Here is a 25,455-nt window from a genome sequence, read left to right on the forward strand (position 1 = left end):
CGATGATGTCCCGTCTACGCTGGTCAGCGGGGAAAGACGTCAAAGTTGGGCGGCGGGACCTTCGACGGCGGCACCCGATAGTGCTGCAGAGTGAACCGCATCATGTCGGCGAACACCGGTGCGGCGATGTCGCCGCCCCCACCGCCGGGAGTGTGCGCGAAGACAGCGATGACGTAACGGGGCTTCTCCGCCGGGGCCATCCCGATGAACGCCGCCACCTCGCCGGGCTGCTTCCGCCCGTCGACCAGCCGCGCGCCGGTGCCGCTCTTCCCCGCCACCCGGTAGCCGGGAACGGCTGCGGTCAGCCCGGTCGCTCCATCGACGGTTGTCACCGCCTCCAGGATGGTGCGCAGCTCGGCGGCGGTCTCCGGGGTCAACACCTCCCGAGTCGTCGGCGCCTCCGGCGTTGTCCGCTCGCCCTGCGGCCCGATGACCTCCTTCACCAGCCGCGGCGCGACGTACGTGCCGTCGTTGGCGATGGTCGCGTACGCGGCGGCCATCTGGATGGCGGTGGCGTCCACGCTGTGCCCGATCGGCACCGACCCCCGCGACGACGCACTCCACTCGTCGGCGGGCAACAGCGCGCCACTCGCCTCGCCGAGCAGCCCGACCCCGGTCGGCTCACCGAGCCCGAACCGCTTCTGGTAGTCGATGAGCCGGTCCGGACCAAGCTGGTCGGCGATGGCGATGGTGCCGACGTTGGACGAGTACGCCATCATCCCCGCCAGGCTCATCCGTCGACCGTCCGCCCGGCTGGTGTCGGCGAACGTGGTGCCGCCCAGACGGATGCTGTTCGGGACGGGCAGCGTGGTGTCCGGGGTGATGACGCCTTCCTGAAGGGCGGCGCCGAACGTGATCGCCTTGTGCACCGACCCCGGCTCGACCACGAATCCGGTCGCCACGTCGTCCCGGTCGGCCGGGTCGCTGTCCTGCCAGTTCGCGACGTCGTAGGTGGGGTAGGAGGCCTGGGCCAGCACCTCGCTGGTGCCCACCTCCAGGACGACCGCCGTGGCGGTCGAGCCGTTGACCGCCGCCATCGCCTCGGCCAGCTTGGCCTGCACCACGTATTGCAGGTCCCGGTCGATGGTGAGGCACAGCGAGCTACCCGGCTTCGCCTCGGTCGTCTCGCTGAAGCCACCGGGGATGTGCGCGCCCCACCCCGCCTCGTAGCGTTGCTGGCCGTCCTTGCCGGCGAGCACCTTGTCATAGCCGGCCTCGAGCCCTTCCAGGCCGACCATTTCTTGACTGGTGATGCCGATCAGGTTGGCGGCCAGGTCACCACCGGGGACCTCCCGTCGCTCATCTCGATGGCTGCCAATACCCTCCAGCTCGAGGTCCATGATCTGCTGAGCCAGGTCCACGTCCACCCCCCGCTTGAGGTAGGTGAACTCCAGTTCGTCGCCGTTGGACTGGTTGCGTTTCCGCATCTGGTCGGCGAGCTCCGACGCCGGGATGCCGAGCGGCTCGGAGAGCGCCTGCGCGGTGGCCTCCGGGTCGTCGATCTGGGTCGGGTCGGCGAAGACATACCGGGTCTCGATGCTGTGCGCCAGCACCTCGCCGTCCCGGTCGTAGATCGAGCCACGGGGCGCCGGCAGCACCACGGTTTTCAGCCGGTCGAGGAGCCCGGCGCCGGCGTAGTCCGGATTCTCGACGACCTGCAGCACGACGAGCCGGATACCGATGACGGTGAACAGGGTCAGCACCAGCGCGGTGCCGAGCCGCAGCCGACGGCCGGGGTCGGCCAGCCGGGGTGGCCGCAGCCGGCGGCGTCGCGTCGGCCGAGCTGATGTCGGGCGCGGCGGGCGTCGCCGTGGCGGTGGATCCGCCGACGGCGCGCGCCGCGGTACGGTGCGCACCACGGAGGTGCGACGCGGCGGGTTGCCCTGCCGGGCAGCACCGGACTGCCCACCGCTGAGCACCTGGAGTGCCGGGCGGAACGGGTCACCGGAGCGACTGCGTTCTCCCCGCGGTGTCCGACGCGGTTCGGCGCGCCCCGCGCGGGCGTCCCCCAGCCGCCGCTCGCCGATGCTGCGGCCGCGGGGGGTGTAGGCCCGGGCACCGGAGATGCCACCACCGGAATCGGCCGGGCGCGGATCGGCTGAACTGTCGGCGCGGGACGGGCCGCGCCGAGACCCCGTGGTGCCCCGGCGCGGCTCCTCCGATCTCGGCGGCACGACTACCCCCCGGTACCCGGCTGGCCGACCCCCGACGATGGCCCGCTGCCCGGCTGCGGCACGTCAATGGCCGCGCCGCCGTCGGGAAGCTGGATGTATCCCGGCTCGCCAGCCTCGACGAGACCAAGCTTGCGAGCGGCTTCGAGCAGGTTGCCCGGCGCCTTCGCCTCGGTGATCTGTTGGTTCAGCTGCTGCTGCTCCAGGTTGAGGGTGTGCTGCTGCTGCCGGAGCTGATTCAGCCGAAACGCGTTCTCGTTAATCTTGGTGTTGACCAACAGGATGCCGAGCACCCCACCGACCACCAGCACCACGACCAACGAGGCGAACGGTGCGCGCGGCACCGACACTGGTGCCGGTGGCGCCACCCGCAGCCGGGTCGTTCGGGTGCCGACAGTCCGCGCGCTCGGGCGCAGCGCCGCGGTGCCCTGGGTCGGGAACGCACGCGTACCCCGCGCGCGGGTCTCCCCCGGCCGCCCCGCCGGCAGCGTCTGTGTGCCGGCGCGCGTGGCTCGCTCCGCCGCGATCCGGCCCCCCGACCGCGGTGTGCGCTGCCCGCCGCCGGCCCCGTTCCGGCGCTCGCGCTTATCAATCGTCATGTCCCTCCCCCTCTTCATCCGTCCCTGTCCCGTCATCCCCCGAGACCGGCCGCCGCACGGCCGACCCCGTCCCCGGTTGGTGCATCGCTCGAACCTGCCGCCGGTACCGTTCGCGGTCGGTACGCTGACGCTGCTGCTGGGTCGGGTCGAGCCGTTCGGCGGCCCGCAGCCGAACCGAGGCGGCTCGTGGGTTCACCGCGACCTCCGCCTCGCCCGGCAGCTCCGCCCCCCGACTGAGTAGCCGGAAGGTCGGGCCGGTCCCGGGCAGCTCGACCGGGAGGTCGATCGGGCCCTTGCTGCGAACCCGGTCCGCAAGCGCCACCTTGGTGAGCCGGTCCTCCAACGAGTGGTAGGACAGGACCACCATCCGGCCCTCGATCGCGAGCCGGTCGAGGGCTGCCGGAAGCGCCGTCTCCAGCGCCGCCAGCTCTCGGTTCACTTCAATCCGTAGCGCCTGAAAGGTTCTCTTCGCCGGATGACCACCAGTGCGTCGGGCTGGCGCGGGAATGGCCTGCCGGACCAGCTCGGCCAGCTGCGCCGACGAGGTGATCGGGGCCCGGTCCCGCTCCCGAACGATTGCAGAGGCGATCCGCGACGCGAACTTCTCCTCGCCGTAGACCCGCAGCACCCGGGCCAGCTCCGGATGCGAGTAGGAGTTGACCACCTCTTCGGCGGTCACTCCCCGGCTCTGGTCCATCCGCATGTCCAACGGGGCGTCCTGCGCGTAGGCGAACCCGCGGTCGGGCGCGTCGAGCTGCAACGAGGAGACCCCGAGGTCGAACAGGATTCCGTCCACGACCGGATGGCCGATTCGATCGAGCACGTCGGGCAGCTCGTCGTAGACGGCGTGCTCCAGGTGGACCCGGTCAGCGAAGCGGGCCAGTCGTACGCGGGCGTGCGCCAGCGCCTCGGTGTCCCGGTCCAGCCCCACCAGCATGGTCCGCGGATGCGCTGTCAGTATCGCCTCGGCGTGCCCGCCCAGCCCCAGCGTGGCGTCGACATAGACCGTCCGACCCGTCTGCCCCGTCCGGTCCAGCGCGGGCGACAGCAGCTCGAGACAGCGTTCAAGCAGCACCGGCACGTGCGCGCCGCGAAGCTCCCCCATGTCGCCCCCCACTGGTTCCGTCCCGTCTGTCCTGCCGTGCTGCCGTTGGGCGACGCCCGCCGTCGTACTGCCAGATCCCCATCCGCTCCCGCCCGCCTTCCGGCAACGGCCCCCCGATCGGATCGCGCGCCTGGCACCGGGGAAGGGATGCCAGGAACTCGAAAGCGGCTGGAGATCTCGCAGTACGCCAGGCGCCGTCGCGCCTACAGACCGGGCAGCACCCCCTCCTCGATGTCAGCGAATTCGTCTTCGCTCTCGGCGAGGTAGCTCTCCCAGGCGACCCGGTCCCAGATCTCCACCCGGGTGTGCGCACCGATCACCACCAGGTCCCGGTCGAGCGCGGCGTACTCCCGCAGGTGACCCGGAATGGTCACCCGCCCCTGTTTGTCGGGGACCTCGTCGTGGGCGCTGGCGAAGAAGACCCGGCTGTAGGCCCGGGCCGCCTTGTGCGTCATCGGCTGCGCGCGCAGCTGATCCGCGATGTGCTGGAACTCCGGCGTCGGGAAGACATAGAGGCACCGCTCCTGCCCTTTGGTGATCACGACACCCCCCGCCAGCTCATCCCGGAACTTCGCCGGAAGGATCAGCCGGCCCTTATCGTCCAGACGCGGAGTGTGGGTGCCGAGGAACACGGCCCAAACCCCCTCGCCCTTCACGCGACGTTCGCGGCGCCGCCAACCCCCGGGCCGGTGGGCCCTCCCGGCCGCACCATCGGGCCCCACTCTACTCCACTTCCCTCCACCCGCAACCAGAATCGCCCGCGTGGCGCGGTTGCCACCCCGCCAAAACCGCACGTCAAAGCGGGTGGAGCGGAGTGGAGGGCGACACCGCCCCGGAAAGCACCCACCGTCCGACATAGATCAAATCCACTCCCACCCCCGATCCACCCGACCGCATCGGGCAGTGAGCCGAAGCGTTCAGCGCCAGCAGCGATCTGGGGAGCCCCCGGGTGGAGTAACCTCGCTCGCGTGACGGACGCGAGAATGCCCCTACGGGCGAAGGTGGCCAGCTCTGTGTCGCGGACCGCCGCGGCCCTGTCGCGGGCCGCGGGCCGCGGGGACGGCTCGGTCATCGGCGGTTGGATCGGTCTCAAGATCGACCCGGAGCTACTCGCGCACCTCGCCGCGGGCCGCGCCATCGCCCTGGTCTCCGGCACCAATGGCAAGACCACGACCACCCGACTCGCCACCGCCGCGGTCGGCGTACTCGGCAAGGTCGCCACCAACTCCTTCGGCGCGAACATGCCCACCGGGCACACCTCGGCGCTCGCCAAGGCCGGCAGCACCCCGTACGCGGTGCTCGAGGTGGACGAGCACTATCTCGCGCAGGTGCTGGACGCCACGGACGCCCACGTGGTGGCGCTCCTCAACCTCTCCCGCGACCAGCTGGACCGGGCCCGGGAGGTCGCCATGATGGCGCAGCTCTGGCGCGCGGCGTTGATCCGCCACCCCGAGCTGCGGGTCATCGCCAACGCAGACGATCCGATGGTGGTCTGGGCCGCCAGCCCGCCGACCAATCACGACCAGCGCATCACCCCGCCCCAGGTCGTCTGGTTCAGCGCTGGCCAACGCTGGCACGACGACTCCTGGGTCTGCCCCGAGTGCGGTTCGACCATCGCCCGGCAGGACAACCAGTGGTGGTGCACCGGCTGCCCGCTGCGCCGGCCACAGCCGCAGTGGTCCGTCGAGGACGACGGCGTGATGGACCCGACCGGCGCCTGGCACAAGGTCCAGCTCCAACTCCCGGGCACGGTCAATCTCGGCAACGCCGCCACCGCCCTCGCCGTCGCGGCCGAGTTCGGCGTACGACCGGTTGACGCCGTGCTCAAGCTCGGCTCAGTCACCTCGATCGCCGGCCGGTACGCACAGGTCGAGCGAGACGGGCGGCTGATCCGCCTGCTGCTGGCGAAGAACCCGGCCAGCTGGCTGGAGGCGTTCGACATGGCCGACGAGGCGCCGACGCTGCTGTCCATCAACGCGCGCGACCCGGACGGGCTGGACACCTCCTGGCTCTTTGACGTCGACTTCAGCCCCCTGCAGGGTCGGCAGGTGCTCATCACCGGCGACCGAGCGTTCGACCTGGCCGTCCGACTCGACGTGAACAACGTGCCGTTCCAGCACGTGCGTACGTTCACCGAGGCGATCCAGTCGGTCCCGCCGGGCCGACTGGAGGTCATCGCGAACTACACCGCGTTCCAGGACATCCGAGCGGAGTTGGACCGTGTTCTCTGACAGCCTGCGCATCGTCTGGGTCTACCCGGATCTGCTCTCCACCTACGGTGACCGGGGCAACGCACTCATCCTGGCCAGCCGCGCCCAGCGGCGCGGCTACCCGGTCGAGGTGCTGGAGGTCCGCTCCGACCAACCACTGCCCGCTACCGCCGACATCTATCTGGTCGGCGGCGGCGAAGACGGTCCCCAGGCGCTCGGCGCGCAGCGGCTCATCGCCGACGGCGGCCTACACCGCGCCGTCGCACAGGGCTCGGTGGTGTTCGGCGTCTGCGCCGGCTACCAGCTCCTCGGCTCCTCGTTCTTCGCCAAGGGCACCAAGTACGCCGGCCTGGAACTGCTGGACCTCTCCTCCGACCGGGGCCCCACCCGCGCCATCGGCGAACTGGCCGGCACCATCGACCCACGGCTGGGGCTGCCGCCCCTGTCCGGCTTCGAGAACCACGGTGGGCGTACCCGCCTCGGCTCCGAGGTGTCGCCGCTGGCCCAGTTGACCGCCGGAATCGGCAACGACACCCGGACCGAAGGGGCCTGGCGGGGCAAGCTGCTCGGCACCTACTCGCACGGACCAGCCCTGGCTCGTAACCCGGCCCTGGCCGATCTGCTGCTGCGCTGGGCGGTCGGCGTCAACCAGCTCCCCCCGCTGGACGACACCTGGTCGGAACGGCTCCGCGCCGAGCGCCACGCCGCAGTGGCCGCCGCCGCCCGACCGTGACCCACGACGGCCGCCGCGACACCACCCCCCGCGGCGGCCACCACGATCCGGGCACCCCCCACCGCCCCGCCCGCCAGGAACCCCCCGCTGTCCAGCCCCGCTGGTGGCGGGGGCAGGACCCGGCGGCCGGCCGATTCGGCCTGTTGCTGCTCCTGCTCGCCGCGTTCGGGGTGGCGCTGCTCGTAACTCCCCGCCCGGACCCGACCGCCCTGCCCCACCTGGCCGACCGGCTGGGCGGGTACGCCCCCGTCACCGCGATCGGTGGCGGCGCGCTCCTGCTCGTTGCGCTGGTCCCCCGCACCTTCATCACCCTGGCCGCCGGTGCCCTCTTCGGCGCCGTGGAGGGGGCCGCGTACGCACTCGGCGCGGCACTGCTGGCAGCCGCCATCGGCTTCGCCGTCGGCCGGTTTCTCGGTCGAGATTTCGTCGCCGAACGGATTCGCGGTCGCCTCGCCCGGCTGGACGGCTGGTTCACCCGGCAGAACGTGCTCGGTGTCGTGACCGTACGGCTGCTGCCGATCGCCGGCTTCGGCCTGGTCAGCTACGGCTACGGCACCACCGGTGCACGGATGCTTCCGTTCCTCGTCGGCAGCGTCGTCGCCTCCGCGCCGACCGCCTTCGGATACGCCGCCGTCGGCGCCGCGGTCACCTCGCCCGGCGAGGTCAACTGGTTCGCCGCCGCCCCCGCCGGGCTCGGCCTGGTCGCCAGCGCGGTGCTCATCCACCGCTGGTGGCGCGTCGAGCGGGCCAGTGGGGCACGCATCCTCGGGCGGAATCGTAGCCGGCGCTGACCAGGCACATCCCGGTCGCGGCGTCGAGCCTGACGACCAGCCGCGCCACGGGTGCCGGAGCAGCACCACATCGATCATGGAGTTGTGGTGGGGTCGGCGCACCCCGGACCGGGCTGGCGCCGACCCGGGCACCACAACTCCATGATCGGCAGCGAAGGCCGACGAGCGGACCTCAGGCCACCACGGAGACCATTCGGCCGGGGACCACGATGACCTTGCGGGGTTCCTTGCCGGCCAGCGAGGCGGCGACCGCCTCCAGCGCCGCCGCGCGGACGGTCTCCTGCCCAGCGTCGGCCGGCACCTCGATCCGACCCCGCACCTTGCCGTTGACCTGCACCGGGTAGGTCACCGACTCGGCCACCAGCAGGGCCGGGTCCGCGACCGGGAAGTCCGCGTAGGTCAACGACGTCTCGTGGCCCATCCGGCGCCACAGCTCCTCGGCGACGTGCGGAGCGAACGGCGCCAGCATCAGCACCAGCGGTTCGGCCACCTCACGCGGCGTCTCCGGCAGCCGGGTCAGTGCGTTGGTCAGCTCGATCAGCTTCGCGATCGTGGTGTTGAACCGCATCGCTTCCATGTCGCCCCGGACCCCGTCCACGATCCGGTGCAGCAGTCGGCGGGTCGCCTCGTCGGCCGGCACGTCCACCACGCGGGACGCGCCGCTGCGTTCGTCCACGATCGCCCGCCAGACCCGCTGCAGGAACCGGAACGATCCCACCACCGCCCGCGTCTCCCAGGGACGGGAGACCTCCAGCGGGCCCATCGACATCTCGTACACCCGGAACGTGTCCGCCCCGTACGCGGCGCACATCTCGTCCGGTGTCACCACGTTCCGCAGGGACTTGCCCATCTTGCCGTACTCGCGGTTGACCTGGACATCACCCAGGTAGTAGGTGCCGGAGCGCTCGACGACCTCCTCCGCCGGCACGTATGCCCCGCGCGCGTCGGTGTACGCGTATGCCTGGATGTAGCCCTGGTTGAACAGCTTGCGGAACGGCTCGAAGCTCGACACGTGCCCCAGGTCGTACAGCACCTTGTGCCAGAACCGCGCATAGAGCAGGTGCAGTACGGCATGCTCGGCACCGCCGACGTACAGGTCGGTGCCCCCGCAGTCGCCCTCGCCGCGTGGGCCCATCCAGTACCGCTCGGCCTCCGGGTCGACGAAGCGGTCGCCGTTGGTCGGATCCAGGTACCGCAGCTCGTACCAGCAGGAGCCGGCCCACTGCGGCATCACGTTGGTCTCCCGGGTGTAGCGCTTCGGACCGTCGCCCAGGTCCAGCTCCACCTCGACCCAGTCCCGCCGTCGCGACAGCGGGGTCTCCGGGTTCGACTCCGCGTCCGAGGGATCGAAGGTGCGGGGCGCGAAGTCATCCACCTCGGGCAGCTCGACCGGCAGCAGTTCCTCCGGCAGGGCGATGGCGGCGCCGGTCTCGTCGTACACGATCGGGAACGGCTCACCCCAGTACCGCTGCCGGCTGAACAGCCAGTCCCGCAGCCGGTAGGTCACCGCGCCCGAGCCGTGGCCGCCCGCCTCCAGCCAGGCGATGGTCCGGGCCTTGGCCTCGGCGACGCCCAGGCCGTTCAGGTCCAGGCCGCGTTCGGGCGTGGCGCTGTTGATGGCCAGGCCGTCACCGGTGTACGCCTTACCGGCAAAGCCCTCCGCCGGCTGGACGGTGCGGACGATGGGCAGGTCGAACACCTCGGCGAAGGCCCAGTCCCGCTCGTCCTGACCAGGCACCGCCATGATCGCGCCGGTCCCGTAGCCAGCCAGCACGTAGTCGGCGATGAAGATCGGAATCTGGGCCCCGGTGACCGGGTTGGTGGCGTACGACCCGATGAAGACGCCGGTCTTCTCCTTCGTCTCGGCCTGCCGCTCGAGGTCGGTCTTCGCCGCGGCCACCTTGCGGTAGCCCGCCACCGCCTCCCGTGGACTGGCCTGCCCGCCGGTCCAGGCCTGGGGAACCCCCGCCGGCCAGGCCGTCGGTACCAGGGTGTCGACCAGGTCATGCTCGGGCGCCAGCACCAGGTAGGTGGCGCCGAAGATCGTGTCCGGCCGGGTGGTGAAGACGCTGATCCGCGGCTCGCCCTCCGCATCCGAATCCGGGGCCGAGGTGGGGAACTCGATGTGCGCGCCGGTGGAGCGGCCGATCCAGTTCCGCTGCATCAGCTTGATCGGCTCGGGCCAGTCCAGCTTCTCCAGGTCGTCCAGCAGCCGGTCACCGTACGCGGTGATCCGCATCATCCACTGCTTCAGGTTCCGCTTGAAGACCGGGAAGTTCCCCCGCTCGGAGCGGCCGTCGGCGGTGACCTCCTCGTTGGCCAGCACCGTGCCCAGTCCCGGGCACCAGTTGACCGGTGCCTGCGAGACGTACGCCAGCCGGTGCTGGTCAACAACGGCCCGCCGCTCGGCGTCGGTCAGCTCGCCCCACGGTCGCCCGTCCGGGGTGCGCCGGGAACCACCGGAGAACTCGGCGACCAGTTCGGCGATCGGGCGGGCCCGCTTCGCCGAGCTGTCATACCAGGCGTTGTAGATCTGCAGGAAGACCCACTGGGTCCAGCGGTAGAAGTCGGCGTCGATGGTGGCCACCGAGCGGCGTTCGTCGTGGGCCAGCCCCAGCCGGCGCAGCTGTGCCTTGTACCGGGCGATGTTCGCCTCGGTGGTGGTACGCGGGTGGGTGCCGGTCTGCACCGCGTACTGCTCAGCGGGGAGCCCGAAGGCGTCGAAGCCCATCGCGTGCAGCACGTTCCGCCCGGCCATCCGCTGATAGCGGGCGAAGCAGTCGGTGCCGATGTAGCCCAGCGGGTGGCCGACGTGCAGGCCAGCGCCCGACGGGTACGGGAACATGTCCAGTACGTACAGCTTCTCCGCTCCCGCCCGCGGATGCTCGGGGTCGGCCAGCGGGCCGGTCGGGTTGGGAGCGTGGAAGGTGCCCTCGCGTTCCCAGGTGTCCTGCCAACGGCGCTCGATCTCGTCGGCCAGGTCCGCGGTGTAGCGGAAGGGGGGAATGTCGCTGGCCGGTGCGGCTGCCTCAGTCATGGCTCTCCTCGCTTCAGTCGGCGCGGATGGTCTCGTGCGGTGTCGGTCGATGCTCGCCGCCCGCCGGCGGGACCGGGCCGACGACGGGCACAAAAAAGCCCCTCGCACAGGAGGGGCCGCCGTGCTGTCGCGCGTTCAGCGCATCAGCACGGCCCGGTAAGCAGCAGGAAGACTCCGGCCATGCCCCGGAGTGTACCCGCCGACAACCGGGAGCGCGCCCGCGGCCACCCCGGGCCGGTCACCCCCGGCCCGCTCGCCGGCGCACCGCTGGGACCCGCCCGCCGAGTTCGTCGTAGCGCGTGCTGTCAGTCAGCGGACTACCCGCCCGGTAGGCCGCCCGGGCCAGGGCGTAGCCGCCAACCGGCGCCGAGACGAGTTGCAGCCCGATGGCGACCAGGCCCACCAGCACCGTCCGGGGGTCGGGCAGCAACAGCAACACCGCCAGCAGGACGCAGATCAGGCCCAGACTGCCGGACTTCGCGACGGCGTTCATCCGGTTGTAGACATCGGGCAGCCGGATCAACCCGAGAGAGCTGATCACGATCAGGCCGACGCCGATGACCAGCAGCGTGGAGGCGACCAGCATCCGGATCATGGCCGCCGCCGATGCACCAGGCGGGCCAACGCGACCGTGGCCAAGAAGCTGACCAGGGTGCCGGTGAGGACCAGGTCCAGCAATCCGGGCTCGTCCAACCGAACCGCCAACACCGCCACCGCCGCCAGGAACACGAAGAATCCGTGGTCGAGCGCCGCGGCGCGGTCGGCGTCCGTGGGGCCGACGATCAGCCGGCCGAGTACCACGGTCATCGACAGGGCGAGCACCACCAGCACCACGTCGAGCAGAAGCATCCGTCACCCACCTCCCTCGCCAGCGGTCCGGCCGCCTCCGCCGACCGGTCGGACGGCAGCCAACAGCCGCCCCTCCAGCTCCGCCACGGTGCGGCGGAAGGCCGTCGCGTCCGCGGCGTACATGCCGTGCACCCACATCACCCGCGGGTCCCGCCGCACCGCCAGCGTGAGGGTGCCCGGGGTCAGGGTGACGAAGAGCGTGAGCAGGGCCACCTCGGTGTCGGTCCGGGCACGCAGCGGAACCCGAACCACCGCGGGCTGCAGCCCCAGTCCCGGAGTGACGATCTCCCGGGCCACCATCAGGTTCGCCTGCACCAGCCGACCCGCGAACCAGGCCAGGAACCCCGCGATCCGCGTCGCCCGCACCGCGGCCCGCCGCACCACGCCACTCATCGTCCGCTCACCGCCCGCACATACCCCGCCGGCTCCAGTAGCCCCGCCGCGGCGGCGTCGGCCACCTGCAACAGCGGCCCGCCCAACGGCCCGAGCAGCAGCGCGCACACGCCGAGCGCCAACGGCGGTCCGAGCAGCGCCGCGCCGGGGCGGGCGGTCCGCTCCCGGGCCGCCCGCGGCACCTCACCCCAGAACACGACCCCCCAGATCTTCAGCATCGACAGCAGCGTCACCAGGCTGACCAACACCGCCACCGTCAGCACGAGCCAATCACCGACCTCGTTGGCGGCCCGCAGCACCAGGAACTTGGCGAGGAACCCGCCGAACGGAGGCAGACCGGCCAGCGACAGAGCAGCGACGCCGAAGGCCAACGCGAGCAGCGGGCTGGATGAGGCCAGCCCACCCAGCCGGCTCAACCGGTCGGTGCCGCGGGTGGCCCGCACCGCCGCCGCGCACAAGAACAGCGCCGCCTTCACCAGCACGTACTGGGCCAGGTAGAAGACGGCGGCGGCGAGACTCGCGGCGGTGAACAGGGCCAGCCCAAGCAGCACGTACCCGATCTGGCTCACCATGTGGAAGGCCAGCACCTTCCGCATCGAACCGACGCCGATCGCGCCGAGGACCCCGATCACCATGGACGCCAGCGCCGCCGCCACCAACAACGGATGGTATGCCGGGTCACCGCCGTACAACACGGCGTAGATCCGGATGATCGCGTACAGCCCCACCTTGGTGAGCAGACCGGAGAAGAGCGCGACAACCACCGGTGACGCGACCGGGTAGGCGCGCGGCAGCCAGTCGTGCAGCGGCACGAGCGCGCCCTTGAGCGCGAACGCCAGCAGCACGACACCGCCGGCGACCGCGGCGGCGGGGACCTCACGGGCCACGCCGGCGAGGTCCCCGAGCCCGACCGTGCCGGCGACCCCGTAGAGCAGTCCGACGCCGGCGAGCAGGATCGTGGAGCCGAGCAGATTGGTGGCGATGTACACCCGGCCCGCGCCGGCGCGCCCCGGGCCGCCGGAGAGTGCCAACAACACGTAGGACGGGACAAGCGTGACCTCGACCAGCACGAACAGGTTGAACAGATCGGTGGTGAGGTAGGCGCCGTATGCGCCCGCCGACAGCACCATCGTCAACGGCAGGAAGGCCTGTCGGCGGTCGTCCCCGGTCCCGGCGGCGGCCACCAGGCAGGCCAGCACCACGATCGCCGAGACCGTGACCAGCAACGCGCTCAGTGGGTCGGCCGCCAAGGTGATCGCGACAACCGGCGGCCAGCCGCCGACCCGGAGCACCGGGACCTCGCCGTCGGACGTCACCACCAGCAGGACGACACCCACCGCAATGACGGCCGCCGTGGCGAGCAGCGCCACCACCCGGCGCAGCACCAGCCGGTCCGGGACAGCGAACAGCACGGCGGCGGCGAGTAACGGACCCACCACCGGAACAATCAGCAGGACGCTCACCGCGGCCCCCCGTCCCACGTCTCCGGTGGTCGACTCCCCCGCCGAGCGGCGCGGCGCAGCAGCCGTAGCAGGTAGACGGTGATGCCGAAGGTGATCACAATGGCGGTCAGGATGAAGGCCTGGGGCAGCGGGTCGGCGCTCTCCGGGCCCCCGCCGTCTACCGGCGGCTCCCGCCGGTGCAGCCCGCCGGCGGCCAGCAGGAGCACGTTCACCGCGTGCCCGAGCAGCACGAAGCCGAGCACCAACCGCAGCTGCCCGGGGCGGAGCAGGAGGAAGACGCCGGCCGCGACCAGCACGCCGACGATCAGCGGCCCGCTCATTGGGCCTGCTCCCGAATCGGACCGGGTGCAGGGCCAGCGGGCGCGCTGTCCAACCGACGGACCGCCGCCACGACCAGGGCCAGAACCATCAGGTACACACCCAGGTCGAACAGGAGAGCCGACGACACCGATCCGACGCCGGGCAGGGTGAGCTTGACCGGGGTCAGGAAGACTCTGCCCACGGCCAGCGGAGCAAAGCCCGCGACGAGCGCCAGGAGCAGGCCGACGGTGAGCAGCGGCGCTCCGCGGAGGCGGCCCAGCAGCGGCGCTCCCGCGGGGTGCGCCAGATGGCCGAGTCCGACCGCGGTACCGGCGAGCAGCGCAGCGATAAACCCGCCCCCGAGCTCCTGGTGGCCACGGAGGAACAACACCGCGGACGCGGCAAGCATGACCGGAGCCAGTACGCGGTATGCCAGCTCGAGCACCGGATCAACGGAGTGCCGTACGGCGTCGGGACGACGCCGTACAGCGTCGTCCGGTCGGGCGAGCCCGATCAGCCCGACCGCGACCACCGCGAGCACGACGGCCTCACCGAGGGTGTCCAGGGCCCGGAAATCGACGAGGATGGTGTTGACCAGGTTTTCCCCACCGGTGGCCGAGGACGCCTCCCGCAGGTACCAGTCGCCGGCGGGCGACAGGTCGCGACGACCGGTCAACACCGCCGTCGCCGCCATCGCCGCCAGCCCGGCGAGTACCGCCAGGCCGGCACCGGCAACGATCCCCGCCCGACGGCCCGGCGCGACCAGCCGGCCGGGCCGACCCCGTAGGGCCAGCATGACCACCACCGTGGTGAGCACCTCGACCAGCATCAGGGTGAGCGCCACGTCCGGTGCGCCCGTGGTGAGGAACCAGGCTGCCAGGATCAGGCCGACCGCGCCGGTCAGCGCGACCGCCGCGAGCGCCGAGCGGGTGGTGACCAGGCCGGCGAGGGCGACCAGCAGCAGCCCGAGCACGAGCCAGTCCCCCCGCCGGGTGGCATCCGGATGACCGGCGGGCAGCGGACCGAGAAGCAGCACGGCGACCGCCGCCAGCGCCACCACGGCGAGCAGCGGCCGGGCCAGGTAGGGAGCGGGAGCCGTGACCTGGGCGGGTCGGGCCACGAATGCCCCGATGCGCAGTAACGCACGCCGCCATCGCTCGAGGTAGCCGGTGAACGGCGAAGTGGTCGGTATCGCCGCGAGTACCGGGTCGGTCCGGCGCCGGTACCAGAACAGCAGCATCCCGAGCAGGACGGTGAGCGCGGAGAGCCCGAGCGCCGGCGTAAAGCCGTGCCAGAAGGCCAGGTAGGGCGGCTGTCCCTGGGGCCGGGCATCGCTGGCGGCCCGCTCCACCATTGGGCTGAGGACGGCGACGGCCGGACCGAGGGCGGTGGCGAGGACTGCCGCGACGGCTGCCGGAGCAAGGAACGACCAGGCTGGTTCGTGCAGCTCACGCTGCCGGATCGGGCCGGAGAGGACACCATGGACCAGCCGCGCCGCGTACGCGAAGGTCAGTGCCGCGGCAAGCACCGCCAGGCCGGCGGCCACCCACCCGAGCCAGGGCAGCTCGTGCACCGTGGTGAGTGCCTCAAAGATCGCCTCTTTCCCGACAAAGCCGATCGTCGGTGGCAGGCCGGCCAACGACATGGCCGCCAGCACGGTGAGCGTCACGGTGATCGGCATCGCCCGCCACAGCCCGGTCAGGGCCCGGATATCCCGGCTGCCCGCCTGGCGATCGATGATTCCGACCAGCATGAACAGCGTTGCCTTGAACAGGGCGTGCGCGATCGTGTAAAGGATCGCCGCCGCGTCCGAAGCAGGCGTGCCGACGCCGATGACGCTGACCAGCAGGCCGAGTTGGCTCACCGTGGAGTACGCGAGCAACGCCTTGAGGTCGTGTTGGCGAAGCGCCAACAGCGCGCCGACGACCGCGGTGATCAACCCGAGGCCGATCAGCGTGAGGTCCCACGGCCACTGACCACCAAAGAGCGCCGAGAAGCGCATCAGCAGGTAGATCCCCGCCTTTACCAGCGTGGCGGCGTGCAGGTAGGCGCTGACCGGGGTGAGGGCGACCATGGCGCCGGGCAGCCAGAAGTGGAACGGCACCTGCGCCGACTTCGTGATGGCCGCGAAGATCACCAGGGCACCCGCCGCCCAGGCGGGTCCGGTCGCCAGCCGGCCCGGGTCGGCCAGGATCTCGTCGAGGTCGCTGGTGCCGAGACTCGCACTGAGCACCACCACCGCCACCAGCAGTGCCACGCCACCGGTGGTGGTGACGAAGAGGGCCTGGATCGCCGGCCCGCGGGCCTGCGGGCGGCCACCCTGCCCGATGAGGACGAACGACAGGATGCTGGACAGCTCCCAGAAGACGAACAGCAGCAGCAGGTCGTCGGCGAGCACCAGACCCAGCATCGCGGCGGCGAAGAGGGTCATCGTCACGTACACCCGGGTGTGCCGGCTGTCCGGGCTCAGATAGCGCGGACAGTACGCCATGACGAACGCACCCACCGCCAGCACCAGCAGGGCGAAGATGAGACTGAGTGCGTCCATCCGCAGTTCCGCGAAGACCCCCAGCGACGGCAGCCACGGCCAGGAGAGGGTGACCGCCTGATCGGCGAGGAGTAGCGGGCGCTGGGAGAAGAGCAGACCCGCCCCGACCAGGTAGCCCACGGCGAGCGCGTAGCCGGCGTTGCGCCCCAACCACCAGGTCAGAACCGGCGCTACGGCGGCGAGGAGGAACTGCCCGCCGAGAACGACAGCGAGAATCATGCCGGCCCACAGCAACCGGGCCGGCGTCGCCTACGAGCACCCGGCACCGCCACGGCTGCCATCGCCTTCTCCCTACTCCACCGACCGCGTCGGGGCTGCGGACTACCCGTTCGGCGTTCGTCGACACCTCCCCCGACGGACGAATAATTCAGACGTAGGTGATGGAACACCGGTGGCGGTCGGCCACGGTGACAAACATCGCTAGCCTGAGAGGCCAATGAGATTTCTGCGGCAGACGAGGCTCGCGCGTGACCACGCGAACCAACGGCGGGTCCAGACGCTCCGGACGGAGCTGCCGTCGAGGCGACGAGGAGGACGTCAGTGACACAACAGACCCGGGACGAGGTGGGCGGTCTGCTGCCACACGATGAGTTCCGCGCCGTCGGTGACGCCATCGTGGCAAACATCGAACAGGTCATCGAAGGTAAGACCGCCACCGTGCAGCTCGCCCTCGCCGTTCTGCTCGCCGAGGGCCACCTGCTCATCGAGGACGTCCCCGGGGTCGGCAAGACCAAGCTGGCCAAGGCACTGGCGCGCTCGATCGACTGCTCGGTACGCCGCATCCAGTTCACCCCCGACCTGCTACCCAGCGATGTCACCGGGGTCAGCGTCTACAACCAGGAGACGCACGACTTCGAGTTCCGCCCCGGCGCTGTCTTCGCCAACCTGGTGGTCGGCGACGAGATCAACCGAGCCTCGCCGAAGACCCAGTCAGCGCTGTTGGAGTGCATGGAGGAGCGGCAGGTCACCGTGGACGGCGTGACCTACCCGCTACAGCCGCCGTTCATGGTGGTCGCCACCCAGAACCCGATCGAGATGGAGGGCACCTACCCGCTGCCGGAGGCCCAGCGTGACCGCTTCACCGCCCGGATCGCGATGGGGTACCCGGACGCCGGCGCCGAGTTGGCGATGCTCGACGGGCATGGTGCCACCGACCCACTCGAGTCGCTGCGACCGGTCTCCGACGCCAGCACCGTCAGTCGACTCATCACCCACGTCCGGCAGATACACGTCGCCGACGCCGTGAAGCAGTACGCGGTGGAACTGGTCACCGCCACCCGAGAGGCTCCCGACCTGCGCCTCGGCGCGTCGCCCCGAGCGACCCTCCAGTTGCTGCGCACCGCCCGTGCGGTCGCCGCGCTCGAGGGGCGCGACTACGTCCTCCCCGACGATCTACAGGTGCTGGCCGTACCCGTGCTGGCGCACCGGATCATCCCGACCGCCGACGCCCAGCTGGCCCGACGCACCACCGACACGATCGTCTCCGATCTGGTGCACCGGCTGCCGCTGCCGCAGGAGCGCCGGCGCTCGTCGTACGACACCCGGCCCGCCGCCAACAGCGGCCGTGCCCCGTACGAGCCGCGGAGGGCGTGAGGTGCGCGACGGGCTGCGCGGGCTGACCACCCGGGGCCGGTCCTTCCTCGCCGCAGCGGTCGCGGCGGGGATCTCGGCCGCCATCCTTGGGGAGCGGGACCTGCTCCGGGTGGCGGTGTTGCTCGCAGCCTTGCCGCTGCTGGCAGCGCTCTACGTCGGCCGCAGCCAGTACAAGCTGGCCTGCAATCGGTCGCTGGAGCCAGAGCGTGTACCCGCCAGTGCCAGCTCCCGGGTGGTGCTGCGCCTACAGAACCTGTCCCGCCTGCCCACCGGCACGCTCCTGTTGGAAGACCGGCTGCCGTACGCACTGGGCAGCCGGCCCCGGGTTGTGTTGGACCGGCTCGGCGCGCAGCAGGCCAGCTCGGTGACGTACACGGTGCGGGCCGACGTACGCGGCCGATACAAGGTCGGCCCACTGGTGGTCCGGATGACCGACCCGTTCGGTCTGTGTGAGCTGACCCGGGCCTTCCCCAGCACCGACCAGTTGACGGTGGTCCCGAAGGTCACGCCCCTGCCCACGGTCCGGCTTCCCAGCGAGTACGCGGGCAGCGGCGACAGCCGGGCCCGGTCGGTCGCGGTGCACGGCGAGGATGATGCGGCGACCCGGGAGTACCGGTTGGGCGACGACCTACGGCGGGTGCACTGGAAGTCAACCGCGCGCACCGGTGAGCTGATGGTCCGCCGCGAGGAGCAGCCCTGGGAGAGCCGCGCGACCGTGCTGCTGGACACCCGGGCGTACGGGCACCACGGTGACGGACCGACGGCCAGCTTCGAGTGGGCGGTCTCCGCCGCCGCGAGCATCACCGTGCACCTGCGGCGAAACGGCTACCGCCTACGGCTGCTCACCGGCTCCGGTGCGAACATCGACGCGACGGAGGCGACCGGGGACGGGCTCCTCCTGGACAGCCTCGCCGACGCGCGCCTCGACCAACGGACTGAGATCGCCACGCTGGTCCGGGAGGTCCGGCAACACGCCGCCGGCGGTCTGATCATCGGCCTGTTCGGGATGCTCAGCACCGTTGAGGCCGAGCTACTGGCCGCCCTGCGCGGCAACGGCGCCACGTGCGTGGCGTTTCTCCAGAACAGCTCCACCTGGCTCACCCTGCCATCCCACGACCGAACCGAGGCCGACGACGCACACGCCGCCGCCGCGCTCGCGCTGGTGCGAAGTGGCTGGCGAGTGATCGGCGTAGACCACGGCTCCCGGTTGCCGGTTCTCTGGCCGCAGGCCGGGCGGGGCTCGCAGGGCTTCGCTGTCCGGGCCGCGTCGGCCGAGACCGTGGCGAGCAGACGATGAACCGGAGGCCACGCACATGATCTCCCACTGGAACCTGGGCCTGGTCGCTGCCGCCGCGACGCTGCTGTCCGCGGCGCCGTTGTCGACCATCTTCGACCGCTGGACCTGGCTGATCCAATCGACCATCGCGGTCGCGGTGGTGGCCGCGGTGGCCGCCCTGGCCCGGCTGGGGCGGGTCCCGCTCTGGGGGCAGGTGCTGGCCATGCTCGGTGGGCTGCTGCTCGCCCTGACGTGGCTGTTCCCCTCCGGTGCCGAGTTGCTCGGCGTGGTGCCGACCCCAGCCACCATCGGGCACTTCGGGGCGCTGGCGGAGGCGTCGCTGGTAGACATGCGCTCGTACGGCGTGAAGGTCCCGGACACCGATCCGATGCTGTTCCTCGCCGTACTCGGCATCGGCGCGGTCGCCGTGTTGGTCGACCTGTCCGCGGTCGGGTTGCGCCGGCCCGCGCTCGCCGGCCTGCCGATGCTGGCCGTCTACTCGGTCCCGGTGGCCGTCTACGTGGACAGCGTCCCTCCGGTTCCGTTCATCATCGGCGCAGCCGGCTACCTGTGGCTGCTGGTCACCGACAACATCGACCGGGTCCGCCAGTTCGGCCGGCGATTCACCGGCGACGGCCGGGGCGTGGACGGGTGGGAGGCCTCCCCGCTGGCCTCGGCTGGTCGCCGACTCGCGGCGGTGGGGGTCGCGGTCGCGGTCCTGCTGCCGTTGGCGATGCCGGGGATGACCGGTGGTCTACTCGACACGCTCAGCTCGGGCACCGGGGAGGGCACGGGCGGCTCGGGCCGGGGCACCGCCGGCCAGGTCGACCTCTTCTCCGCCCTCCAAGGCCAGCTCAACCAGAGCGAGGTCACCGACCTGGTGAAGGTGACCACCAACGAGCCCTCCCCCTTCTACCTACGGTTCGGCGCTGCCGACACGTTGCGAAGCGGTGGCTTCCGTCCTCGGCCTCCCAGCGGTCCACCGGTCAACCGGGAGTTCAGCCCGGCCGTGCCGGACCGGGAGGGAATCACCCGCACCCGTCACCAAGCAACGGTCGAGGTGACGGAGAACTTCGACATGCCGCTGCTGCCGGTGTACGCCGAGCCGGTGCAGATCGACCTGAACGGCAGGTGGTCCTACGACACGAACCAGCAGGTCCTCTTCTCCAACCAGGAGCGTTCGCCGGGCAAGCGCTACGAGTTCGAGTACGTGCGGTCGACCTACTCCCCGACGGCGCTGCGGCAGGCCCGCCCGCTCCCGGCCGAACACAGTCTCCGCCAGCTGCTGACCACACCGACGGTGAGCACGGTGGAGACGTTGGTGGACGAGCTCATCGAGGGCAAACCTACCGAGTACGACAAGGTACGCGCCATCTACGACCACTTCACCGCGGATAACGGGTTCCGCTACGCCCTGAGTACCGAGGGGGGCACCAGCGGCCAGGAGATCGTCGACTTCCTCACCAACAAGGTCGGGTTCTGTCAGCAGTACGCCGCCGCGATGGCGTGGCTGGTCCGGGCCGCGGACATTCCGGCGCGGGTCGCCTTCGGGTTCACCACCGGCGCCAAGTCCGACGGTGGCACCTATGTACTGACCAACCGCAACCTGCACGCCTGGACCGAGGTCTACTTCGACGGGTTCGGCTGGGTGCCGTTCGACGCCACGCCCGCGTACGGCGTGCAGGGGGCTACCCGGTCCACCTGGGCCCCTGACCTGGAGGTGGAGGAGGAGGTCGTGCCGGAGCCGAGCGCGACAGCGGGGCCGGCGGGCTCCGGTTCCGAGACGAACCAGAACCAGCTGGAAGAAGGGCTGGAGGAGGAGCTGTCCGGGCTGTCGAGCGACCCCAGCGCCCCCACCCGGACGGCGACACCCTGGCTCTGGGGGGCTGTCGGGGCGCTGGCCCTACTCGTGCTGCTCACCGCCCCGGCGCTACAGCGGTCCGCCCTACGTCGACGGCGCCGTGGCAGACGGGTACCGTCGGCCACGTCGGCCGGGACGACCACGGGCGAGACTTCTTCGGGCGACCACCCCATGGTGGTGCTGGCCGACACGGACCGAGCCCGGGCCGATGCACACGCGGCCTGGGACGAGCTGCTGGACACGTTGGTCGACTTCCGGCAACGGATCGACGGGGCGGAGACGCCACGCGCCACCGCCAGCCGGCTCGCCCGAGACACCTTCCATACGGACAGCGAGGCCACGTCGGCGGTAAGGCTGCTGGGCCGGGCCGAGGAACTCGCCCGCTATGCCCGGGATCCGCACCCTGGGGAACCGCTACTGCCGGCTCTACGCCGGGTCCGGGCCGCGCTCGTGACCGGATCCAACCGCCGTACGCGACTGGTGGCAACAGCCCTGCCCCCGTCGGTGCTGCTGCGTTGGCGGGTCGCCGTCGACGACGCCTCGGCCCGCCTGGTGTCGTCCTACGGCCGATTCCGGGCCGCGGCCCGACGCTGGAGTCCGCGTCGGCTGCTCGCCGAACGCCTTCCCCGTTGACCACACCCGCCCCAACCGGCGACGACCGGTTGGGGCGGGACGGTCAAGGGCTCAACGGTGCCCCTCCGGGCGCTGCCGCCACCGGTCCTCCATCCGGTCCAGGATTGACGGTCGACGACTCGACCGCCCACGAGGCCGGCGACGCGTCGTCGTCCCACCCACGACATGTAGGTCGGGGGACTGCGACCGCCGATGCGACTGCGCCCCGAAGCCCAACGCGGCCAACATGACGACGAAACCCGCCACCGCCAGCGGCGGGGTCTTGATCACCGCGCCATAAACCAGCAGGGACAGGCCGACAACGACCACGCCGGCAGCGACTAGCAGACGACGCCGCGCGTGGAAACGCGGGTCGCTGGCGCGCACCGCCGAGGCGAACTTGGGGTCCTCGGCAAGCGACCGCTCGATCTGATCGAACAGCCGCTGCTCGTGCTCCGAGAGCGGCACGGCACTCCTCCCCGGTCACGTTGGTCGGCCCGGGCGGCCGACAGACCGTGGCAGCCAACCAGCTGCTTACCCGCAAGTCTACGAGGGCCCCCGCGCGTCGGAAAGCGGGACGACCTATGGCCGGCGCTGATTTTCCCTCAGGTGCTGGTCAGGGGCGTGCAGCAGGCTGGCTGGACCTATGACGGACCGCCCGAAACGGGCAGCGGCGGCGTCAACGGCACGTTCGGCCTCCCACCATCCCCGTGCGGGCTCGCCGAGGGCGAGTTGCCGAGGCGCGTCCCGGGCGGGCACGATCTGCTCGGCCCGGACGCCAACCAGGCGAATCGGCTCCCCGGGGTCGAGGGTGGTGTAGAGAGCCCAGGCGATGTCGAACATCTCCCGACCGACATCGGTCGGAACATCGAGACTGCGGGAGCGGCTGACGGTACGAAAGTCGGCCAGCCGCACCTTCAACGCCACCGTCCGCCCCACCTGGCCGGAACGACGCAGCCGGGCACCGACCTTCTCGGCGAGCCCGAGCAGAGCCCGACGGATCTCCCGCCGATCGGTCACGTCGACGTCGAACGTCACCTCCGCACCGACCGACTTCTCCCCCCGCTCCGGGGTGACCCGCCGCGGGTCCCGTCCCCACGCCAGCTCGTGCAGGTGCCGGGCCGCGGCGTTACCGAGCGCCCGGCGGAGCATCCCGTCCGGCGCCTGCGCTAGCTCACCGACGGTGACCAGGCCGAGCCGGCGCAGCGTCTCGGCCGACCGCTCCCCAACTCCCCACAGCGCCTCCACCGGCAGGGGATGCAGGAAATCAAGCACCTGCGCGGTCGGAACCACCAGCAGCCCGTCCGGTTTGGCCCGCGTCGAGCCAAGCTTCGCGACGAACTTGCTCGACGCCACCCCGACCGAGCAGGTGAGCCCCACCTCGGTCGCCACCCGCTCGCGGATCAGCCGGGCGATCGCCGACGGCCGGCCGAACAGCCGCTGGGCACCGGCCACGTCGAGGAATGCCTCGTCCAGGGAGAGCGGCTCGACCAGCGGGGTGACATCCCGGAAGATCTGCATAACCCTGCGCGAGGCGGTGGTGTAGGCGGTGAAATCGGGCGGCAGGAAGACCGCATGCGGGCAGAGCGCCCGGGCCCGCGCGGTCGGCATCGCACTACGGACGCCGTACCGTCGGGCCGGGTAACTCGCCGAGCTGACCACTCCCCGCTGCCCGAGCCCGCCGACCACGACCGGCCGACCGCGCAGCTCCGGCCGACGGTGCACCTCAACAGCGGCGAAGAACGCGTCCATGTCGACGTGCAGCACTCGGCATCCGGAGTCATCGGCGTCCGGCCCGAAGCGCGGGTCGTCGCCCCGGGGCAACGACTGGCTGCGGCCCATACCCGGAAGGCTAGTGCGGATGTCCCCGCCGTGGCCAGCAGCGCGGCGACGGACCCGCAGCTCAGCCCCGGACCACCAGTAGTGGGATCGTCATCTCCGCCGCGGTGTCCGAACCGTGGTACGCCACCAGCCGACTCGCCATCGGCGGCTCGGACCGGGTGGCCAGCACGGCGTAGCTGCCGTTGCAGAGCACCACCACGTCCCCGATCCGGCCCAGGTGCTCCTCGGGCACCGGACCGAACCAGCCAGCCGCCACCAGCTCCGCCCGGGTCGTGACCCGGGCCGCGGTGCCGAGCACAGCCGACCACGTGGCCACCACGTCGTCTTGGGCACCGGGCCGCACGTGCAGGTACCGAACTCGGGGCTCGCCGGCCACCACCGTCACGCCAGCGCGCAGGCGCGGGTCGGTGTCCAGGTCGAACCGGTGCCCGACGGGAATGTCGAGCTGACCGTGGTCGGCGGTGACCAGCAACGCCGCGTCCGGCGGTAGCCCGTCCACGAGACGAGCCAGCAGCCGGTCGACATCGGCCGCGGCGACACGCCAGGGCACCGAATCGACCCCGCTGAGGTGGCCATGCCGATCGAGGTCCGGATGGTAGCCAGAAACCAGGGTGGGACCGGATCCGGCCGTCAGCGCGGCCACCATCTCCCGACCCAACTCATCCACACCCGCCGCGCCCCGGTAGTCGCCGCCCCGATTGGCCGCCAGGGTGAGACCGCTCCCGCCGAACTCGGGCCGACTCACCACCGTCACCTGGACCCCGGCGGCCCGGGCCCGCTCCAGCTGGGTGGGGACGGGCTGCCAGCGCAGCGGCTCCGGGTCGCCGGCCCAGTCGATGTGGTTGAGCACCCGGTCGGTGCCGGGGACCCGCAGGGTGAACCCGAGCACGCCGTGCGCACCAGGGGCGGTACCGGTGCCAAGGGTCACCAGGCTGGTCGGAGTGGTGGACGGAAAGCCGGAGGTGAGCGGCCGGCCGGCAGTTGCGGCCAGCCCAGCCAGAGTCGGCGCGTACGGCGTGGCGATGGGGATCTGATGCCAGCCGAGCCCGTCCACCAACAGCACCGCGACCCGGCGTACACCGTCGAGCACGGCGGTCAGGCCGAGCACGTCGGTCGCACCGGGCACTCCCAGCACCGCGAGCGCGGCGGGAAGGATGTCAGCGAGACTTGCCGCGCCGTACTGGGGGGCGAGGATCCCGAACGGATCTGTCGCCCCGGAGTCGGCCGCGGCGCTCGAACCGGCGCCGGCCCACGGCGGTGGGGTGTCGGGCAGGCGGGTGGGCTCAGGCGGACCGATCATGCTCGCCGACGGGCGAACAGGTGCAGCTGGGCGGCGAGGTCCCGCCAGGGCGGTTGGGCGGCAAGCGCCAGCTCCAACTCCAGCAGGGCGGCGGGCTGGCCGTCGCCGACCGCGGCGGGCAGCAGGTCGGTGAGAACGCGGACCCCATGGAGCTCCTCGACCTCCAGACCCGCGGCCGCGAGCAGCGCTGCCGCCTCGTCGGCGGCGAAGCGCCGCCGCAGAGTGTCCCGGGGACCGGCGGTTCCGGCGGAGTCGGCAGCGAGCAGCCCCGCAACATCCAACTGGCCGGTCATGGCCCGACTGAGCACGGCGGCGGCCCGCCCGGCGACCAGCACGCTCGCCGCCCCGCCGGGGCGCAGCGCGCCGGCCAGTGCAGCGACAACCGCCACCGGGTCGTCAACCACCTCCAGGACGGCGTGGCAGAGCACCAGGTCCACGCTGGCCGGTTCCACGAGCCCGGCGAGCGCGTCACCGTCGCCCTGCACCGCGCGCACCCGGTCGGCGACGCCGGCGTCGGCAGCGCGGCGGGTCAGCGCGGCGAGCGCGTCGGGGTTGGCGTCCACGACGGTCACCCGGTGCCCAGCCTGGGCCAGCGGGACAGCGAAGCCGCCGGTGCCCCCACCCACGTCGAGCACGGTCAGGTCGGTGTCGGCACGGCGGTCCAGTTCGGCGCGCAGCACCGACCAGATGACGGCGGTACGCGGGGTCAACGGCGGGCCAGCGAGCCGCCCTCGGGTCTGCTCCACCTCGACCAGCCTAGTCACCACGTCCA

General features: G+C 71.6%; 21 protein-coding genes. 6 read left to right on the plus strand and 15 right to left on the minus strand.

Features of this window, described 5'->3' with window-relative positions:
- Window positions 1-23: 23 nt before the first annotated feature.
- From STROP_RS16115 to mraZ, 4 genes are all read right to left on the minus strand, one after another.
- Window positions 24-2,174: a peptidoglycan D,D-transpeptidase FtsI family protein gene (locus STROP_RS16115; RefSeq protein WP_012014429.1), complete on the minus strand. Its 2,151-nt coding sequence runs from the start codon at window positions 2,172-2,174 to the stop codon at window positions 24-26.
- 2 nt (window positions 2,175-2,176) lie between these two features.
- Window positions 2,177-2,770 carry a cell division protein FtsL gene (gene ftsL / locus STROP_RS16120; RefSeq protein ID WP_012014430.1) on the minus strand — a complete coding sequence of 198 codons (594 nt, stop codon included), beginning with the start codon at window positions 2,768-2,770 and terminating at the stop codon, window positions 2,177-2,179.
- Entirely contained in the window at window positions 2,760-3,875 is a 1,116-nt protein-coding gene (gene rsmH, locus STROP_RS16125; RefSeq protein WP_012014431.1) for a 16S rRNA (cytosine(1402)-N(4))-methyltransferase RsmH, read from the minus strand. Before rsmH ends, ftsL begins: the two co-directional genes overlap by 11 nt.
- Before the next feature lie 203 nt (window positions 3,876-4,078).
- Window positions 4,079-4,507, minus strand: a complete 429-nt coding sequence (gene mraZ, locus STROP_RS16130) for a division/cell wall cluster transcriptional repressor MraZ (RefSeq protein ID WP_012014432.1) — start codon at window positions 4,505-4,507, stop codon at window positions 4,079-4,081.
- A gap of 351 nt (window positions 4,508-4,858) precedes the next feature.
- Here mraZ and STROP_RS16135 point away from each other — a divergent pair, with 351 nt between their 5' ends.
- Genes STROP_RS16135 through STROP_RS16145 form a run of 3 tightly spaced genes read left to right on the plus strand, consistent with a single transcriptional unit; the run spans window position 4,859 to window position 7,609 of the window.
- Complete coding sequence (locus STROP_RS16135) at window positions 4,859-6,106, plus strand: MurT ligase domain-containing protein (protein WP_012014433.1); 1,248 nt, start codon at window positions 4,859-4,861, stop codon at window positions 6,104-6,106.
- On the plus strand, window positions 6,096-6,818 hold the full coding sequence (locus tag STROP_RS16140) for a type 1 glutamine amidotransferase (protein ID WP_012014434.1): 723 nt from the start codon (window positions 6,096-6,098) through the stop codon (window positions 6,816-6,818). Before STROP_RS16135 ends, STROP_RS16140 begins: the two co-directional genes overlap by 11 nt.
- Window positions 6,815-7,609, plus strand: coding sequence for a TVP38/TMEM64 family protein (locus tag STROP_RS16145; protein WP_012014435.1), 795 nt, complete (start codon window positions 6,815-6,817; stop codon window positions 7,607-7,609). The genes STROP_RS16140 and STROP_RS16145 overlap by 4 nt, the downstream gene beginning before the upstream one ends.
- Window positions 7,610-7,781: 172 nt before the next feature.
- Here the strand turns inward: STROP_RS16145 and leuS are convergent, their stop codons facing one another.
- The 7 genes from leuS to mbhE form a co-directional block, all read right to left on the minus strand.
- Window positions 7,782-10,646 (minus strand): leucine--tRNA ligase, encoded by a 2,865-nt coding sequence (gene leuS / locus STROP_RS16150; protein WP_012014436.1) that lies wholly within the window; start codon window positions 10,644-10,646, stop codon window positions 7,782-7,784.
- Between the two features lie 238 nt (window positions 10,647-10,884).
- Window positions 10,885-11,241 carry a monovalent cation/H(+) antiporter subunit G gene (gene mnhG, locus STROP_RS16155; protein ID WP_043535428.1) on the minus strand — a complete coding sequence of 119 codons (357 nt, stop codon included), beginning with the start codon at window positions 11,239-11,241 and terminating at the stop codon, window positions 10,885-10,887.
- A complete protein-coding gene (locus tag STROP_RS16160) occupies window positions 11,238-11,495 on the minus strand; it encodes an MrpF/PhaF family protein (protein WP_012014438.1) in 258 nt (85 codons plus the stop codon). Before STROP_RS16160 ends, mnhG begins: the two co-directional genes overlap by 4 nt.
- Before the next feature lie 3 nt (window positions 11,496-11,498).
- Window positions 11,499-11,888, minus strand: a complete 390-nt coding sequence (locus STROP_RS16165; RefSeq protein WP_012014439.1) for a Na+/H+ antiporter subunit E — start codon at window positions 11,886-11,888, stop codon at window positions 11,499-11,501.
- Window positions 11,885-13,369, minus strand: coding sequence for a monovalent cation/H+ antiporter subunit D family protein (locus tag STROP_RS16170; RefSeq protein WP_043535429.1), 1,485 nt, complete (start codon window positions 13,367-13,369; stop codon window positions 11,885-11,887). The genes STROP_RS16165 and STROP_RS16170 overlap by 4 nt, the downstream gene beginning before the upstream one ends.
- Window positions 13,348-13,671, minus strand: a complete 324-nt coding sequence (locus STROP_RS16175; RefSeq protein WP_012014441.1) for a sodium:proton antiporter — start codon at window positions 13,669-13,671, stop codon at window positions 13,348-13,350. Before STROP_RS16175 ends, STROP_RS16170 begins: the two co-directional genes overlap by 22 nt.
- Window positions 13,668-16,418, minus strand: a complete 2,751-nt coding sequence (gene mbhE / locus STROP_RS16180) for a hydrogen gas-evolving membrane-bound hydrogenase subunit E (RefSeq protein ID WP_012014442.1) — start codon at window positions 16,416-16,418, stop codon at window positions 13,668-13,670. Before mbhE ends, STROP_RS16175 begins: the two co-directional genes overlap by 4 nt.
- A 321-nt stretch (window positions 16,419-16,739) precedes the next feature.
- On the opposite strand from mbhE, the gene STROP_RS16185 reads away from it, so the two are divergent.
- From STROP_RS16185 to STROP_RS16195, 3 genes are read left to right on the plus strand one after another with little or no spacing between them, the layout of a single operon-like run.
- A complete protein-coding gene (locus STROP_RS16185; protein ID WP_012014443.1) occupies window positions 16,740-17,792 on the plus strand; it encodes an AAA family ATPase in 1,053 nt (350 codons plus the stop codon).
- A gap of 1 nt (window position 17,793) precedes the next feature.
- Window positions 17,794-19,089, plus strand: a complete 1,296-nt coding sequence (locus STROP_RS16190) for a DUF58 domain-containing protein (RefSeq protein ID WP_012014444.1) — start codon at window positions 17,794-17,796, stop codon at window positions 19,087-19,089.
- 16 nt (window positions 19,090-19,105) lie between these two features.
- Window positions 19,106-21,562, plus strand: a complete 2,457-nt coding sequence (locus tag STROP_RS16195; RefSeq protein ID WP_012014445.1) for a transglutaminase TgpA family protein — start codon at window positions 19,106-19,108, stop codon at window positions 21,560-21,562.
- A gap of 51 nt (window positions 21,563-21,613) precedes the next feature.
- Here the strand turns inward: STROP_RS16195 and STROP_RS16200 are convergent, their stop codons facing one another.
- The 4 genes from STROP_RS16200 to STROP_RS16215 all read right to left on the minus strand — a co-directional run bounded on the left by STROP_RS16200 (window position 21,614) and on the right by STROP_RS16215 (window position 25,450).
- On the minus strand, window positions 21,614-22,009 hold the full coding sequence (locus tag STROP_RS16200) for a DUF3040 domain-containing protein (RefSeq protein WP_012014446.1): 396 nt from the start codon (window positions 22,007-22,009) through the stop codon (window positions 21,614-21,616).
- Between the two features lie 114 nt (window positions 22,010-22,123).
- On the minus strand, window positions 22,124-23,383 hold the full coding sequence (locus STROP_RS16205) for a DNA polymerase IV (protein ID WP_012014447.1): 1,260 nt from the start codon (window positions 23,381-23,383) through the stop codon (window positions 22,124-22,126).
- A 61-nt stretch (window positions 23,384-23,444) separates the two neighbouring features.
- Window positions 23,445-24,683, minus strand: a complete 1,239-nt coding sequence (locus tag STROP_RS16210; protein WP_012014448.1) for an alkaline phosphatase family protein — start codon at window positions 24,681-24,683, stop codon at window positions 23,445-23,447.
- The gene (locus STROP_RS16215; RefSeq protein ID WP_012014449.1) at window positions 24,680-25,450 is read right to left on the minus strand and encodes a methyltransferase domain-containing protein; all 771 of its coding nucleotides are present in this window, start codon (window positions 25,448-25,450) and stop codon (window positions 24,680-24,682) included. The genes STROP_RS16210 and STROP_RS16215 overlap by 4 nt, the downstream gene beginning before the upstream one ends.
- Between the last annotated feature and the right edge of the window lie 5 nt (window positions 25,451-25,455).

The organism is Salinispora tropica CNB-440, assembly GCF_000016425.1.
Taxonomy (GTDB): domain Bacteria; phylum Actinomycetota; class Actinomycetes; order Mycobacteriales; family Micromonosporaceae; genus Micromonospora; species Micromonospora tropica.

What these genes read in the sequence shown, in the direction of transcription:
- ftsL (WP_012014430.1), bottom strand. Translation starts at nt 2,770, where the DNA reads ATGACGATTGATAAGCGCGAGCGCCGGAACGGGGCCGGCGGCGGGCAG.
- rsmH (WP_012014431.1), bottom strand. Translation starts at nt 3,875, where the DNA reads ATGGGGGAGCTTCGCGGCGCGCACGTGCCGGTGCTGCTTGAACGCTGT.
- STROP_RS16135 (WP_012014433.1), top strand. Translation starts at nt 4,859, where the DNA reads ATGCCCCTACGGGCGAAGGTGGCCAGCTCTGTGTCGCGGACCGCCGCG.
- leuS (WP_012014436.1), bottom strand. Translation starts at nt 10,646, where the DNA reads ATGACTGAGGCAGCCGCACCGGCCAGCGACATTCCCCCCTTCCGCTAC.
- mnhG (WP_043535428.1), bottom strand. Translation starts at nt 11,241, where the DNA reads ATGATCCGGATGCTGGTCGCCTCCACGCTGCTGGTCATCGGCGTCGGC.
- STROP_RS16160 (WP_012014438.1), bottom strand. Translation starts at nt 11,495, where the DNA reads ATGCTTCTGCTCGACGTGGTGCTGGTGGTGCTCGCCCTGTCGATGACC.
- STROP_RS16165 (WP_012014439.1), bottom strand. Translation starts at nt 11,888, where the DNA reads ATGAGTGGCGTGGTGCGGCGGGCCGCGGTGCGGGCGACGCGGATCGCG.
- STROP_RS16175 (WP_012014441.1), bottom strand. Translation starts at nt 13,671, where the DNA reads ATGAGCGGGCCGCTGATCGTCGGCGTGCTGGTCGCGGCCGGCGTCTTC.
- mbhE (WP_012014442.1), bottom strand. Translation starts at nt 16,418, where the DNA reads ATGATTCTCGCTGTCGTTCTCGGCGGGCAGTTCCTCCTCGCCGCCGTA.
- STROP_RS16195 (WP_012014445.1), top strand. Translation starts at nt 19,106, where the DNA reads ATGATCTCCCACTGGAACCTGGGCCTGGTCGCTGCCGCCGCGACGCTG.
- STROP_RS16205 (WP_012014447.1), bottom strand. Translation starts at nt 23,383, where the DNA reads ATGGGCCGCAGCCAGTCGTTGCCCCGGGGCGACGACCCGCGCTTCGGG.
- STROP_RS16210 (WP_012014448.1), bottom strand. Translation starts at nt 24,683, where the DNA reads ATGATCGGTCCGCCTGAGCCCACCCGCCTGCCCGACACCCCACCGCCG.